The organism is Sneathiella sp. P13V-1 (assembly GCF_015143595.1).
GTDB lineage: Bacteria > Pseudomonadota > Alphaproteobacteria > Sneathiellales > Sneathiellaceae > Sneathiella.
This window is the reverse complement of record NZ_WYEU01000002.1, coordinates 539,419-555,097: the sequence shown is the minus strand read 5'-3', so window position 1 is coordinate 555,097 and position 15,679 is coordinate 539,419. Positions and strand designations below refer to the sequence as shown.

Below are 15,679 nucleotides of genomic sequence, written 5' to 3'. Positions count from 1 at the left end.
CAATTATTTCAAGAAAAGGGATGAGCGGCCAGCTCATCCCAGATATCAGATTATTTGCCTTTATAGTCACCATCGCGTTTTTCAAAGAACGCATTGATAGCTTCCATATGGTCTTCAGTATGATGGCTAAGCGCCTGAAAACCTGCAGACATTTCAAGCAGGCTATCGAGACGCATATGCTCGCCTTCACGCATCAGCTTCTTGGCAAGACGAAGGGCATGAGGCGGGTTCTTCGCAATGCGAGATGCCAAATCATTGGCTGCGGTCATCAGATCTTCATCCGCAACCAGCTTGGAGACAAGCCCCCACTCAAGCGCAGTTTCCGCGTCAACCATATCACCTGTGAAGGTCATTTCAGCCGCCCGGCTTTTACCGATTGTCCGTGGCAGGAACCACGCACCACCGTCACCCGGGATAATACCCAGTTTCACAAAGCTCTCTGCGAATTTGGCTGAGGCACCTGCAATACGGATATCGCACATACAAGCCAAATCACAGCCCGCACCAACTGCAGGACCGTTTACAGCTGCGATGGTAGGAACTTCCAGATTGTAGAAAGTCAGCGGGATTTTCTGAATACCGTGGCGATAGCTGTCACGGATATTGTATGGGCTACCGCCAAACATGCCTTCGCGGTCCCGCATATGTTTTACATTTCCGCCGGCTGAGAACGCGCGTCCCGCCCCGGTCAGGATCACACAGCGTACAGAGTGATCTGTATTAATGCGGTTGGCTGCATCCATGAATGCGTTAAAGATGAGATCATCGGAAAGGGCATTGCGCTCCTCAGGCCGATTGATTGTGAGGGTTACAACCCCCTCATTCTGTTCGTATAGTAAAGGTTCAGTCATAATCGCCAACTCTAATGGTTTTTTTGTGGATTGAAAACTGCTAGATGGATATCAAACTACACTGAATGATACAACGGTCTGTCATTCAGGCATTGTCCGATTGCAAGGTTAGTCACGTGAAGATTGCTGTTTTGGGGGCCGGCGTTACCGGCGTAACTTCTGCCTATTTTCTGGCGAAGAAGGGATATGAGGTCACAGTATTTGACCGCCAGCCCTATGCAGCAGAAGAAACCAGTTTTGCGAATGGCGGACAACTATCCTTTACCCAAACCTTCCCATGGGCAAGCCCGGACCTTCCGTCAAAACTGGTGAAATGGCTGGGTCGCGACGATGCCCCGCTTGTCTTCAAACTTCGAAATGATCCGCATATGTGGATGTGGGGGCTTAAATTCCTGTGGTCGACACGCGAGAAAACCTTCTATGAAAGCGCTGGCCGCGTTCTTCGTCTCGCCCTTCACAGTCGCGACGCCTTGCATAAAGTAATCGAAGATGAGGGCATAAAATTTGACCGACAACAGCGCGGTATCCTGAAATTATTCGATAGCGAGGAAGGCTATCGGCATATGCAAAGCCGAACTAAATGGCTCAATGATCAAGGTGTTGATCAAACCATGCTGAGCCGTGCGGAATGTCTGGAAGCGGAACCCGCGCTTGGCTCAGCCACGTCCTCCTTCATTGGCGGGGCAAAATCTGAGATTGATGAAAGCGGTGACGCCCGTCTCTTCACACTGGGCCTTAAAGAAGCTGCTGAGAAGATGGGGGTTCAATTCAAACTAGGCTGCGACATTGAAAAGCTGAATACAGATGAAGATCTTATCACTTCGATAAGTGTAAACGGCCAAACACATATTTTTGATAAATATGTAATGTCTTTAGGAAGTTACAGTTATTTCCTCGCCAAAAAAATCGGCCTCCATTTACCTATTTATCCTGTTAAAGGGTATTCGGTGACGATACCGATTGAGGGCGCTAATGACGCCCCGCTTATGAGCCTGACGGACGAGTCCCAGCATGTGGTGATCAGCCGCTTTGGGGATCGTTTGCGTGCCGCTGGAACCGCAGAGATGAATGGTTATCAACTGGAGCCGAATAAGAAGCGGGAAGATATGGTTCTGGATAGTGTCCTCGGCCTCTTTCCCAATGTGGGAGACCGTACAAAAGCCGAAAGGTGGTGTGGCCTTCGCCCCATGACAACGGACAGCACCCCCATCATAGGAAAGAGCAAATATACCAACCTGTTTCTCAATACAGGGCATTGCCAATTGGGATGGACCCTGTCCTGTGGTTCAGCACAGCTTCTTGCAGAAATGATCGCCGGATCACCAACTGAACTTGACATGAGCGATTATTCCCTAGATCGTTTCTAAGTAATAACGGCGCACACCCACCTGATGCCGAATAATAAAAACTGGAAACCATATGTCTCAATCTGCGGCGATACCGTCACAGTCCTATAAAGGGATTTTTCTCTACTGTACGGCACTTTTCCTATTTGTCGTCATGGACAGCTTCGTCAAATACGCCAATCAAACTTATGACCCACAGCAGGTAGTTTGGGCGCGATACTTTTTTCATTTCGTATTGATGACAGTGCTTCTGGCACCACGGCTTGGGGCATCCCTTATTAAAACAGCCAACCCAAAGCTGCAGATTTTCAGATCCATGCTGTTGCTAGGGGCAACGGTTTGTTTCTTCACGGCGCTGAAATATATTCCCCTTGCCGATGCCGGAGCGATGGGCAGCACGTCCCCGATCTTTGTCACTGTCCTGTCAGTTTTTCTTTTGGGCGAGAAAGTCAGTTTCCGCCGGTGGGCCGCCGTATTCGCGGGCTTCATAGGGGCGCTGATTATCTTACGGCCCGGCCTTGGTGTCATGCACCCGGCCATGTTCCTTGTTGTCGGAACAGCCATATTCTACGCCTCCTACCAAATCGCAACGCGCAAACTTGCGGGTGTGGATAGCGCCTATACGACAATTTTCTATACAGCCCTTGTAGGCGCGGTTGTCATGAGCTTTGTTGCGCCTTTTAAATGGACTGCCCCGGATATGATGGGATGGGTTTTGCTTGCTACCATTGGTCTTATTGGCGGTGTCAGCCACTTTATTATCATTCTGGCCTTCTCCTACACTACCGCGTCTAATGCAGCACCCTTCGCCTACACCCAGCTTATCTGGACGGCTATATTCGGCTATTTCGCATTTGGGGATCTACCAGATGAATTCACAATTCTGGGTGCTGTCATAATTGTATGCAGTGGCCTCTATATTCTCTATCGTGAACGCGTTCGTGCAAAAGAGCAGGCAGTCTGATGAGTAATCACATCATTTCATCCATTGAACAATTGGAAGCAGTTTATGATGAGGTCAATCCGATCTCACTTGCCAAAGAAACAGATTACCTGACCCCGGCCTATCAGAGCTGGCTGGAAAAGTCCGCTTTCTTTGCGCTGGCAACATCTGGACCAGAAGGCTTGGACTGCTCCCCCCGTGGGGATCAGGAAGGCACGCTGTTTAAAATCGTGGATAACCGAACCCTGCTGATCCCGGATCGCCGAGGCAACAACCGCATTGATAGCCTCCGCAATATGTTAAGAGACCCGCGTATTGCCACCATGTTTCTGATCCCGGGTATCAGCGAATGCCTGCGCATTAATGGCACTGCGACCCTGTCAACGGATCCAGAACTTACAGGGCAGTTTGATGTAGACGGAAAAATACCCCGTGTGGTGATTATCCTAAAAATCGAAGCGGTCTATTTCCAATGCGCCCGCGCCATTATCAGATCCGGCCTCTGGAAGCCTGAAAACATCAAGTCAAAGGACGAAGTTCCAACCGCGGGTGCCATGACCAAATCGGCAAAAGAGGATTTTGATGCAGCTGAATATGACGCTGCGTTGCCACAGCGCCAGAAGGACACGCTTTATTAGCTCTCTTCAACCACTCCGGCCTGATCCAGAATAGCATGAAGAAGAACATTGCAACCCGCGGCCAGATCCTCTGGGGTGGCGGCTTCTTCTTCGTTGTGACTGATCCCGTTTTCGCACGGGACAAAGATCATACCTGTTGGGGCCACGCGGTTGATATAACAGGCGTCATGTCCGGCACCTGATACGATATCCATATGCGGATAACCTGCCACTTCCGCACCTTTGCGCACAGCGGCGACACAGTTATCATTAAATTTGACAGGATGCGAATACCAGATCTGCTCAAACTTCATCTCCAGCCCTTGTTCTTTTGCGACTTTCTCAGCAAACTCCCGAAGTTGCCCATCCATACGGCTTAGACTTTCATCACTTGGGTGCCTGAAATCAACAGTCAGGAACACTTCGCCGGGAATTGTATTACGGGAATTTGGACGGCATTCAAGAAGTCCTACAGTGGCGCAAGCATTTGGCTCATTATCAAAACCGATGCGGTTTACCTCCTGCACGATACGGGAAGCCCCGACAAGGGCATCTTTGCGGCGCGCCATCGGGGTTGGGCCCGCATGAGCCTCTTGCCCTGTCAGGGTAATTTCATACCAGCGCTGGCCATTGGCATCTGTCACCACACCAATGGTTTTTTCCTCAAATTCAAGGATAGGTCCCTGTTCGATATGCGCTTCGAAGAAAGCTTTCAGGTCACGTCCGCCAACTTCTTCATTGCCATCATAACCAATACGCTTTAGCTCTTGTCCCATGGTGACACCGTTCAGGTCCGCACGGGAATGGCCATACTCCAAATCAAAAACGCCAGCAAAGACACCCGATGACACCATCGCCGGGGCAAAACGGGATCCTTCTTCATTGGTCCAGACCGCCACTTCAACAGGGTGTTTTGTCTTCACATCATAGTCTTTCAGGGTACGTAGAACCTCAAGACCCGCAAGCACACCAAAGACACCATCATACTTGCCGCCGGTTGGTTGCGTATCCAGATGAGATCCCGTCATTACAGAGGGTAGGCTGTTATCTTCACCTGCACGCACAGCGAAAATATTCCCCATTTTGTCGATTTTGATGTCACATCCAGCATCACGGCACCAGGATACAAAAAGGTCACGACCTTCCTTATCTTCATCAGTAAGCGCAAGACGGCAGGATCCCCCTTTGGCGGTGGCGCCGATTTTCGCCATCTCCATCAGGCTTTCCCAAAGGCGATCTCCAGTAACATGCATGTTCTTTTTCATGAGGCTTCCCGATTTGTAATTAGTTTTGGGGCAGTGCGGATTTTCATCTTATACTTTTGGAAGTCAGTTCTGAAACCCAAAACTGCGTCAATCTGCGTCAGGATTTTCGTTTGCACCATAACTGCTATCTTCGTAAACTTGACCAAGGGTTCAACTTTGACTGACCAAGTTATTGGGTGTCAGCAAATGGGGCAGAGTATCAAATGGAAAATCAGGGCCGCATTCGACAGGAAAACAAAGAACGCATCATCGAAGCTGCGGAAAGGGTTTTTGCGAAAAATGGTTTCAGGGGATCAACCACAGCCAATATCGCAGAAGAAGCAGGCCTGCCCAAAGCAAACGTCCATTATTACTTTGGCACCAAAGAAGAACTCTACCGTGCTGTGCTGGACGAAATCATTGATCTTTGGGTCAATTCATTCCGGGAAATTACGGCAGAAGATGATCCTGCCTCCACTTTGGCAGATTACATTCGGGCGAAGATGGAACTGTCGCAGAAACGCCCCCATGCGTCGCGCGTTTTTGCCAATGAACTCATTCGTGGTGCCCCACGCATTAAGGACTACTTATCTGGTGAGCTGAAAGACTGGGTTGAAAGTAAAGCGGCCATTATGGATCAGTGGATTGATGAAGGCAAAATGGCCCCGGTAGATACAAAAAAGCTCATCTTCCATATCTGGGCAATGACACAAACCTGGGCAGACTTTGAAGTACAGTGGTCTGCTATCCTAGGCGAAGGAGATACGCTGTCGCCTGCACAATTTGAAGAAGCCAGTAATGCCATCATCTCCATGGTATTACGAAACTGCGGCCTTCTTCCGATCCCACCCCGTAAGACAGAAACTGAAATGAAATTAACAGTTTAAGTGAAACATCTGATTTAAGAGTTTAACTCTTCCTGCATAATTTCAAGTTCAAGCCAACGCTCTTCCGCGTCAGACAATTCTTGCTGAGCTGCAGCGTGATCAGTGCTTAGCGTCTGAAATTTGTCCGGGCTTTTTGTAAACAGATCCGGATCCGCCAATGCGATTTCCAGCTCCTGTATTTTGGCTTCCAGTTTTTCCATCACTTCCGGCAAACGATCCAGATCACGTTGATCCTTATAGGTCAGTTTATTACGCTGTGACTTCGGTTTCTCAGGAGTTGCTTTAGGGGCGGAAGACTGTTTTTTCGGGGCAGGTTTTTCAGCCTCTTTCCGCTGGCGCAGGTAATCCGTGTAGCCGCCGACATACTCATTCACCTCCCCGCCCTCTTCGATGGCGATGACGGAGGTCACCAGTTGATCCAGAAAATCACGATCGTGACTGATCAGAATAAGGGTACCATCATAACCGCTAAGCATATCTTCCAGAAGATCCAACGTTTCCATATCCAGATCGTTGGTCGGCTCGTCAAGCACCAAAAGATTGCTTTCACGCGCGAGTAACTTTGCCAATAGCAGTCGGTTCTTTTCCCCGCCTGACAGGGATTTCACAGGACTTTTCGCCTGCTTGTCTTCAAACAGGAAATCGCGAAGATACGCCACCACATGGCGAACCTCCCCCTTGACCAGCAATTGCCCACTTCCGGGGTCAGCCAGCGTGTCCCATAAGCTCTCTTCCGGGTTTAGGCTTTCACGTTTCTGATCGAACACTGCTGGTGTCAGATTGGTACCAAGTTTGATGGTACCGCTATCAGGTGCCAATTCCCCGATCAGCATTTTCAATAAAGTGGATTTACCGGCACCATTGGGCCCAATAATGCCGACCCGGTCGCCGCGCATGATACGGGTTGAAAACTTCTTGATGATTTGAAGTTGTTCACCTGAAGCCGTTTCAAAGGATTTAGTGATCTCAGTCGCTTCAACGACAACCCGACCACTTTTATCACCACTTTTTACCTCGAGTTTGGCGTTGCCAACGCGGGATGTCCGTTCTTTGCGTTCAGCTCGCAATTTATTTAGGGCTCGAAGGCGGCCTTCATTACGGGCGCGGCGGGCCGTAATACCTTTACGTGACCAGTCAGTTTCATCCGCAATGCGCTTGTCCATTTTTTTAAGTTCGACTTCTTCAGCGCGCAAAATCTCTTCTGACCATTCTTCAAACGCTGCGAAACCTTTACCGTGGGTTCTGAGTTTACCGCGATCCAACCAGAACAGGCTATTGGTCAGGTTTTTCAGGAATTGGCGATCGTGGCTGATGATCAGCAATGCTCCTTTGAAAGATTTCAGTTCCTGCTCCAGCCAAAGGATGGTTTTTATATCAAGATGGTTGGTAGGCTCGTCTAGAAGCAGAACATCCGGGTCAGAAACCAGTGCTTCTGCCAAGGAAACACGGCGCGCCTCCCCGCCTGAAAGCGTTTCAAGAAGACGATCCCCTTCAATCCCAACGCCTTCCAGAACCCGATCTACAAGATATCCGCTATCCATCCCGTCCTGTTTTAATTCAGGTGGCAGACCTGTTGAGACCTGTTCGTGAACGGTTCGGCCCGGTACAATTTCCGGCTGCTGACGCAGGTATCCCACACGGGTTCCGGCCTGCAGGAACCGCTCCCCACCGTCCAATTCAATATCCCCGGCAATCGCCTTTAAGAGGGTCGATTTTCCGGATCCGTTGCGCCCGACAAGGGCGATCCGCATTCCCAGTTCGATACCAAGAGAGATATCGCGAAACAGATCCCCTCCGCCAAAGGTAATTCGTGCGTCCTGCAATGCTAAAACGGGTGCTGCCATCTTGGTTCCGAAACGTAATCTATAAGCTGATGGATGGCTTCTATCATTTTCAAAGAAGCCTCGCAATTTTTAAGGAGGCTGGACAATATGCCGCAACTCTCAAAACCCAGAAAACTTGCGTTTGTGCTGCACTATTTATATAAGTAGCCGATTAAATTCTGAAGATTTCTGTGGCGTCCGATAAAGTCGCCACCTAGACGAGACGAGCACTAAAATGTTCACAATTGCTGCCCTTTATAAATTCGTTGCCCTTCCCGACTATAAGGAACTGCAACCGAAGATCCTCAAAGTCTGTCATGACAACAAGATCATGGGGACATTGCTTCTGGCAGAAGAAGGTATCAACGGCACTGTTTCTGGTCCGCGCGAAGGGATTGATAACCTGCTCGCTTATCTAAAAAGTGACCCGCGCCTTGCAGATCTTTCCCATAAAGAAGCGATCAATGAAGAACAGCCTTTCTACCGAATGAAAGTGCGTCTCAAGAAAGAGATTGTGACACTGGGTGCGCCGGGAACGGATCCAAACAAAATGGTTGGTGCCTACATCAAGCCAAAAGACTGGAACGATCTGATCAGTGATCCTGACGTTATTCTCGTAGACACGCGGAATGATTACGAAGTTGAAGTTGGTACTTTCAAGGGCGCGATCAATCCGAAAACAAACACATTCCGCGAATTTAAACAATATGTGGAAGAAAACCTGGATAAGGACAAGCACAAGAAAGTTGCCATGTTCTGCACGGGTGGTATCCGCTGTGAAAAATCCACGTCTTACCTTCTGCGTGAGGGCTTTGAAGAAGTGTATCACCTTGAAGGCGGCATCTTGCAGTATTTCGAAGATGTCCCTGAGGAAGAAAGCACATGGGAAGGTGAGTGTTTCGTTTTTGACCAACGCGTCACAGTGAACCACAACCTTGAAAAAGGATCATATGATCAGTGTTATGCGTGCCGCTTCCCAATTACGGAAGAAGACAAGCAATCTCCAAAATACGAAAAAGGCGTCTCCTGTCCGCACTGTTACGATGAGATGAGCAATTCACAACGCGTTCGCTTTATGGAACGCCAGAAACAGATCGAGCTTGCCAAGAAACGTGGTGATGTTCACATCGGAACAAAAGCGTCTTAACGCTTGAAATGACTCATTAAAAAAGGGAGGCAATTGCCTCCCTTTTTTTGTGTTTATTTCTCTACCTGAGAGACATCTCTCACCGCGCCGCGTGCCGCGCTTGTGGTGAGGGCCGCATAGGCCTTCAATGCTTGAGATACATAACGTTCGCGTTTCTCTGAAGGTTTCCAGGCATCGCTGCCTTTGGCTTCCATCGCCGCACGGCGTTTCGCCATTTCTTCATCAGAGATTGCCAGATTAATAGTCCGGTTCGGGATATCAATCTCGATGGTATCCCCCTCTTCTGCCAAGCCAATATTTCCGCCTTCTGCGGCTTCTGGTGACGCGTGACCAATTGAAAGACCTGAAGTTCCGCCGGAGAAGCGTCCATCAGTGAACAACGCGCATTCTTTACCCAAACCTTTGGATTTAAGGTATGAAGTCGGATACAGCATTTCCTGCATACCCGGCCCACCCTTTGGACCTTCGTAACGGATCAACACCACGTCGCCAGCAACCACTTCATCACCCAGGATTGCTTTTACCGCACTATCCTGACTTTCGAAGATACGGGTACGACCCGTAAATTTGAGGATACTTTCATCCACCCCAGCTGTTTTCACAATGCAGCCTTCTTCGGCGATATTGCCGTAAAGAACCGCAAGGCCACCATCTTGGCTATAGGCATTTTCCTTTGTACGGATACACCCATTTTCACGATCTGCATCCAGATCAGGATAACGCTTTGATTGGCTAAAGGCTTCTGTCGTGCGAACCCCACCCGGCCCCGCACGGTAAAATTCTTGCACAGTTTCACTGTTGGAGCGTTTGATATCCCACATATTAAGCGCATCTTCAACGGTGTCACTGTGAACCATTGGAAGATCGGTGTGAAGAAGTTCTGCACGGTCCAGCTCACCCAGAATACCCATGATGCCACCGGCACGGTGAACATTTTCCATGTGATAATCCTGAGTGCTTGGCGCGACTTTACACAAATGAGGTACACCTCGGCTTAAGCGATCGATGTCCTGCATTGTAAATCCAATTTCACCTTCTTCTGCCGCAGCCAAAAGATGAAGTACGGTGTTCGTAGATCCGCCCATGGCGATATCCAGTGTCATGGCATTTTCAAAGGCCTTGAATGACGCGATATCGCGTGGGCAAAGCGCCTCTTCTTTTTCGTAGTGACGGCGCGTAATATCGACGATAGTACGCGCGGCATCCAGGAAGATTTGCTTACGATCTGAATGTGTTGCCAGCATGCTGCCATTACCTGGCAGAGCAAGACCCAGCGCTTCTGTCAGACAGTTCATTGAATTCGCGGTAAACATACCAGAGCATGAACCACATGTCGGACAAGCAGAGCGCTCTACTTCTGCTACCTGCTCATCTGAGATATTTGGATCTCCCGCTTGCACCATCGCATCCACGAGATCAAGACCAATTTCCTTACCGTCGGCCATGCCTTTACCGGCTTCCATTGGACCGCCTGAGACAAACACTGTCGGGATGTTAAGGCGCATCGCCGCCATCAACATGCCGGGCGTGATCTTATCGCAGTTTGAAATACAAACGAGTGCATCGGCGCAATGGGCATTCACCATATATTCAACCGCATCGGCAATGACTTCGCGGGATGGCAGACTGTAGAGCATGCCGTCATGCCCCATGGCAATACCGTCATCCACGGCAATCGTGTTAAATTCTTTTGCCACTGCGCCACATTTTTCGATTTCACGGGCCACCATCTGACCAAGGTCTTTCAGGTGCACATGCCCCGGCACAAACTGTGTAAAAGAATTGGCGATGGCAATAATCGGTTTATCAAAATCCCCATCCTGCATACCAGTTGCGCGCCACAAGGCTCTAGCTCCAGCCATGTTACGTCCATGCGTAGATGTTTTTGATCTGTATTGCGGCATTTTTATTATCCCTAACGTCAGCAATTTGTTCGTTTCTTTCCTAAACTGTTCCGTTGCTCTGGGCAAGAAATACCGAAAAAAAGGCCCAATTTTCCACCAACATCCACACGCCTATTCACAACCTTTGGTTGCTATTCGTTTCTGAAAACACCAGCAATTAAATATGATTTATGAGGTTGATATGCAGTGTCAGGGTCGAACGCGCCTAGGTCGCCAATGCAGGAACAGGTCACTTGAAGGTGAACTATTTTGTGATGTTCACATGCGTGTCAGACATAACGAAAACCTGCTTTATCTCTTACCGGCACTAACCGTTGTGGGGATCGGCTTTCTTTTGGTCTTTGGTTTAATCTTTAAATCATCAACTTTTGCGGTGTTTGGTGTCAGCTACATAGAATATGCCGGGATCGAAGATATTATTATTCAAGCCCTTCGACTTGGTCTTATCTTATTGGTGACCTTTCTTGCTTTATGGCTGGTTTATGCGTTAGCGCTTGCGCTCGTCTTCGCTGGCATTTTGATAGTTCGCATCTTAAAGGCGACAGAAAAAGACAATCTCAGTCTTGCAGAGAGAAGTAAAATTGTTGGACTAGCCCTTCTCGTATACTGGTTCAATTTCGCCCTTCGCTTGATCAACCTTATCCCTGCCCTGCAATCCCGGCATGGTGATCGGATCAGCTCCCGCCGGGATAACTTAAAAGTCGCCATTTTCAAACTCAGAAACTCACAAGGCGAGCCGAGAATTGGCAAACCTGTTTTCTCCGCCAGAGAGGTTTTTACAGATTACCTCTACCTTAGAAGTTTTGGACAACATCGCTTTTTTATCTCCGCTATTTCGACCCTTATTCTTTCTGCAACACTCCTTGGCATAAGCGTTGATCAGGCCCGTCAACTTAAGACCTGCTATGACTCTCCCACAACAATGAGCGATACAGTTTCGGGTGGCTTCACAACAGAGCCTGACGGCACTCTTATCCCCGAAAGCTATTGCGCAGATGAAAACAGTACATTTCTTTTTTCCCATTTGGCAGAAATGCGCTCGGTTCTAGTGAAGTTAAGTGATGCTCCTGTTCAACTTCTGCATCTTGGCTCTACTGCACGTTTTCATATCTTTTACGACGGGCGAAACGGAAAAAGCCTTTTGATACCGAAAGGGGCGCTCGGTCCTCAAGCGACAGCCACCGGCAAGAATATTGATAAGGGGCTTAGCCGAATTGAAAAACAAGTGACCCATTTGAACGGACGTCTGGATCAATCCATGAAATCCATTCTGGAAATCCGCCAGCTCATTGCAGCAACTTTAAAACAGAACGAAATTCAATCCTCTCGCCTGTCAGAAATTGCAACCCAGTCCTCAACGATTTCTGATAATGGCATTGTGGTCAGCCAGTCCTGCCTGCAACAGCCTCCGATCCAGATCGTCGCCTTCGATTTGGGAAGTGCATCGGTGGAGGACCCATATCTGCTGGACCGGCTGGAATTGCTCTCCCAACATTTACAGGAAAAACCAAGCGAGAAGATCATTCTGGCGGGATATGCCGATAAAAGCGGAACCTCTTCCTTCAACAACCGCCTCTCTCGCCTCAGGGCACAACGAATTGCAGAAAAACTGGAACAGTTCGGAATTAATACATCGAGACTGGTTCAGATCGGTATGGGGGAAAACCAGACAAGTGATTACCCCGAACGCCGTGTTGAGATCCGCAGTTGTAACCTCAAATAAAAAGGGAAGGCATAAGCCTTCCCTTCAATACGTCTATGTCGTGTAAATTAAGCTGTGGCAGCAGCTTTGCGACGACGGCTGAGCCAGCCAAGACCAAACAGCGCACCTGCGAACAGAGCAACAGCTGGTGGCAGAGGCACAACAGAGATACGGATCGCCATATCATCAAAATCTGCATCACCTGAACCATCGCCGAACAATGCAATTACTTCACCAGGGTTTACTTGGTAGAATGCAAGACTTAGACCCCAATCAATATCACCTGTGTTTGGAGCTTGGTCTTCACCAAGATCAATACAGAAAATGAAGCACAAACGGCCATTGTCGTTTTCAAATGCAAATGGAACCAATCCATTTGCATTTACTGTTTTGATTACACTGTCGCCAACTGAGCTCGTTTTATTGTTGAACAAAATCTCATCTGTTCCTTGAGTAAAGATAGTGCGATTTTCATCACCCGCTTCGGAACCGAGATATTCAAACTTCAACTGAGCTGGCGCACCATCCAAGACTAAACCGCCTGGGTCTGTGTTTGGAACACCATTGAACCAAGTTCCATCAAACAGCTTTACGCTATCTCCATTGGAGAGGCCTGTTGTGGCATTCAAATCAAAGTTACTTCCAAGTGTCGCGTTTGACCCGCCGCTCACGGACAATGTCGCAGCACTTGCTATTGTTGCAGCGCCAAGTGAGAGGGCACCCACCACTGCTGAGATCATAAGTTTTTTAAGCATAGTTGCCTCGTATATTCTTTTACCGGGTGCGTTTGCACCCTGCCCGACCCTGCAAGAATATCTGATGTCAGTTTCTAATCAGGGTTCCCTAATTTTTATCGGGGTGCTACTCACCCTCATACAGAACATCTACAACTAAAGTATTTGTACACGAGATAGACACCGCGCGCACTTGTTAACACTAAATTAACCATATTTTTCCCAAAAAACAGGGAGGAGCATAGTTAATTTTCCCGTAAAACTTTACGTAAGCGCACAAACATCTAAACCTGCGAGCGTATTGTAATGAGGAATCGCCTAAAAAAACGCACCTTAAGAGGGAATCGACAGCCTCTAGATTCTCTGACTTCTATGCTTGATTCCAAGGCCAAAGAGAAATGCAATCGGTGCTGCAACAACACAGGCCAACATAACAACAAGCAAAGGTGTTACGCTATCTCCGTATAGAGTTAGGAAATAGCCACCAGCAAACGTGCTGAGCGCGCCCATCCCGATCTGCATGGCACCTGCAAGACCGGACGCGGCCCCTACCCGCTCAGGGTCTGCACCTACCGCCGCGGCAATGCCTGAGGAAATACAAAAGCCGTTGCCGAGCGCAACAAGGCCCATCAGTCCTGCGAAACTCTCAATAGTAAGCCCCCAGTTAAGCTCCCATACGATCATCGCGATCGGGCCTGTGATCGCCACCATACAGCCAAAAACGATCAGGCGGTTGATGCCAAATTTGCCGGCTAATTTCGCGGTTCCAAAGTTGCCAAGAATATAAAAGACGGAAACAACCACAAAATAGGTGCCCAAAATGGTCGCACTTCCCCCCATCAGATCGATCACAACGAAGGAGGACCCGCCGAGGAAGGCAAAATACGCCGCGGTGGCAAAGCTCACCTGGAAGGCATAGGCACAAAACTCAGGATTTCGAAGCAGCGCACCGAACGACAAGAATAGGTCTTTAAATTCCGCGGTTCTTCTTTTTTCCTGCGGCAATGTTTCTTCAAGCTGTGAGTACACAACAATAAAGGCAATGCCGCCGAAAATGATCATAAACAGAAAATGGGATTTCCAGCCAAATACATCTTGGAGGACACCCCCAAGTAATGGCGCAACCGTGGGCGCCAGAACAATGGCCATCGTGAGGTAGGCAATCACTTGTGCGGCGGCTTCGGCTTCATACCTATCTCGTACCATGGAGCGGCCCATTACCATACCGGCACAGGCCCCAAACGCCATCACCATACGCCCTGCAATCAGAATATTTATCGTCGGCGCGTAAAGACAAATAAGGCATCCGATAATCATGATAAGAAGGCCCGTCATGACGATACGACGACGCCCAAGCTGATCCGAAAGAGGCCCCCAAACCAACTGCCCAACAGCAACCGCCAGCAAATAGAAAGTCAGCGCCAGCTGTGAAGTGGCATATTCCGTATTAAACTCGACCTGATAGGCGGACAATGAAGGCAGAACAATGTTCATACCCATTGGACCGTTCATACTGATAAAAACAAGAATAACCAGGAATACACGCGACAAGCGCTGTGTTGCTTCGTTTGACATTCGATACCTTCGAGGGTGATTGGAACGTGAACTTATCCAAAATGAAGGTGGATATCAAACATTCATATTAGGACCACCGTCACAAAGATGTAGGTTTTAGAAATAGAACCGAAGATAAATTTACTTACCTTCTACGGTTTCAGTTGTATCAGCCGGAACTGCTTCAGGCTTATTCCACTCGCTATAGGCTATAAAATCGAACTCAGTTGCAGAGACAATCATCTCCTGACGGATTGTGAGGTAAAACTCGCCATCTGCATCGTCATAGTCCGTCACAAAATTCACTTCGAGTGTTTTATCATCTCGATACCCACTCATGATAGGAGTGATGGAAATATCCTGATCCATTCCCCCCGTCTCTGATGGCTCTCCCATACTGATCACTTCCCCGACATATACCTTGCGGTCACTTAGTGAGAGCATCACGGCGGAACCTTCTTTTAGCAGAAGAGAATACAACAGGGAGTCCAAAGGACTATCTTCAAGCGCCTCTCCCATCATCTGGAGCTTCAAATTGTCAGCCCCATGTTTTTGTATCAAACGCGCCCAGGCGAAAAACTTAAGAAGGAAAGGTGCAAAACAGGTCAAGACGGAAAGGATGATCACCCATGCAAGGAGTAAGGCCCCTTCCTGCACACCCATTTCGGTAAGTTGCCCCCCAAGAAACGCTGCGAATTTAAGGCTGAATTCAATATCATAAAGCTTAAAATCATCCGGAATGAGCACGTGCGCCAACAAACCGACCAAGAGGGCAAGCGCAAAGCACTTTAGACCCATTTCTGCACTTTTCAGGTAAAGATATTGCCCCTGATATCGATGTAGCTTGTCTTTATTTTCCGGATGAATATGGCAGGCTATGAAACCAGCAACCAATGTCGGCAAGATCAGAAGCAGATACATGCCACC

General features: G+C 48.6%; 13 protein-coding genes. 6 read left to right on the top strand and 7 right to left on the bottom strand.

The annotated features are described in order from the left end of the window. Positions 1 to 50: 50 nt before the first annotated feature. A complete protein-coding gene (locus GUA87_RS09680) occupies positions 51 to 851 on the bottom strand; it encodes a crotonase/enoyl-CoA hydratase family protein (RefSeq protein WP_193716352.1) in 801 nt (266 codons plus the stop codon). Between the two features lie 65 nt (positions 852 to 916). Here GUA87_RS09680 and GUA87_RS09675 point away from each other — a divergent pair, with 65 nt between their 5' ends. The 3 genes from GUA87_RS09675 to GUA87_RS09665 are packed head-to-tail and all read left to right on the top strand — an operon-like array spanning position 917 to position 3,778. Further along, the gene (locus GUA87_RS09675; RefSeq protein ID WP_193716351.1) at positions 917 to 2,218 is read left to right on the top strand and encodes a D-amino acid dehydrogenase; all 1,302 of its coding nucleotides are present in this window, start codon (positions 917 to 919) and stop codon (positions 2,216 to 2,218) included. Between the two features lie 52 nt (positions 2,219 to 2,270). Further along, the gene (locus GUA87_RS09670) at positions 2,271 to 3,161 is read left to right on the top strand and encodes a DMT family transporter (protein WP_193716350.1); all 891 of its coding nucleotides are present in this window, start codon (positions 2,271 to 2,273) and stop codon (positions 3,159 to 3,161) included. Beyond that, positions 3,161 to 3,778, top strand: coding sequence for a pyridoxamine 5'-phosphate oxidase family protein (locus tag GUA87_RS09665; protein ID WP_193716349.1), 618 nt, complete (start codon positions 3,161 to 3,163; stop codon positions 3,776 to 3,778). The genes GUA87_RS09670 and GUA87_RS09665 overlap by 1 nt, the downstream gene beginning before the upstream one ends. Here GUA87_RS09665 and GUA87_RS09660 read toward each other — a convergent pair. Beyond that, positions 3,775 to 5,022, bottom strand: coding sequence for a Zn-dependent hydrolase (locus GUA87_RS09660; protein ID WP_193716348.1), 1,248 nt, complete (start codon positions 5,020 to 5,022; stop codon positions 3,775 to 3,777). The genes GUA87_RS09665 and GUA87_RS09660 overlap by 4 nt on opposite strands. 203 nt (positions 5,023 to 5,225) lie before the next feature. Here GUA87_RS09660 and GUA87_RS09655 point away from each other — a divergent pair, with 203 nt between their 5' ends. Continuing rightward, positions 5,226 to 5,888: a TetR/AcrR family transcriptional regulator gene (locus GUA87_RS09655; RefSeq protein ID WP_193716347.1), complete on the top strand. Its 663-nt coding sequence runs from the start codon at positions 5,226 to 5,228 to the stop codon at positions 5,886 to 5,888. A gap of 14 nt (positions 5,889 to 5,902) precedes the next feature. Here the strand turns inward: GUA87_RS09655 and GUA87_RS09650 are convergent, their stop codons facing one another. Beyond that, positions 5,903 to 7,732: an ATP-binding cassette domain-containing protein gene (locus GUA87_RS09650; RefSeq protein WP_193716346.1), complete on the bottom strand. Its 1,830-nt coding sequence runs from the start codon at positions 7,730 to 7,732 to the stop codon at positions 5,903 to 5,905. 214 nt (positions 7,733 to 7,946) lie between these two features. Here GUA87_RS09650 and GUA87_RS09645 point away from each other — a divergent pair, with 214 nt between their 5' ends. Continuing rightward, positions 7,947 to 8,858 (top strand): rhodanese-related sulfurtransferase, encoded by a 912-nt coding sequence (locus tag GUA87_RS09645; RefSeq protein ID WP_193716345.1) that lies wholly within the window; start codon positions 7,947 to 7,949, stop codon positions 8,856 to 8,858. 53 nt (positions 8,859 to 8,911) lie between these two features. On the opposite strand, the gene ilvD is transcribed toward GUA87_RS09645, so the two are convergent. Next, positions 8,912 to 10,762 (bottom strand): dihydroxy-acid dehydratase, encoded by a 1,851-nt coding sequence (ilvD, locus tag GUA87_RS09640; RefSeq protein ID WP_193716344.1) that lies wholly within the window; start codon positions 10,760 to 10,762, stop codon positions 8,912 to 8,914. A gap of 262 nt (positions 10,763 to 11,024) precedes the next feature. Between ilvD and GUA87_RS09635 the strand changes: the two genes are divergently transcribed. After that, complete coding sequence (locus tag GUA87_RS09635) at positions 11,025 to 12,485, top strand: OmpA family protein (protein WP_193716343.1); 1,461 nt, start codon at positions 11,025 to 11,027, stop codon at positions 12,483 to 12,485. 47 nt (positions 12,486 to 12,532) lie between these two features. Here GUA87_RS09635 and GUA87_RS09630 read toward each other — a convergent pair whose 3' ends face one another. The 3 genes from GUA87_RS09630 to GUA87_RS09620 form a co-directional block, all read right to left on the bottom strand. Further along, the gene (locus GUA87_RS09630) at positions 12,533 to 13,219 is read right to left on the bottom strand and encodes a hypothetical protein (protein WP_193716342.1); all 687 of its coding nucleotides are present in this window, start codon (positions 13,217 to 13,219) and stop codon (positions 12,533 to 12,535) included. 333 nt (positions 13,220 to 13,552) lie between these two features. Further along, positions 13,553 to 14,773 carry a multidrug effflux MFS transporter gene (locus GUA87_RS09625; protein WP_193716341.1) on the bottom strand — a complete coding sequence of 407 codons (1,221 nt, stop codon included), beginning with the start codon at positions 14,771 to 14,773 and terminating at the stop codon, positions 13,553 to 13,555. Between the two features lie 120 nt (positions 14,774 to 14,893). Continuing rightward, positions 14,894 to 15,673: a hypothetical protein gene (locus GUA87_RS09620; RefSeq protein ID WP_193716340.1), complete on the bottom strand. Its 780-nt coding sequence runs from the start codon at positions 15,671 to 15,673 to the stop codon at positions 14,894 to 14,896. Between the last annotated feature and the right edge of the window lie 6 nt (positions 15,674 to 15,679).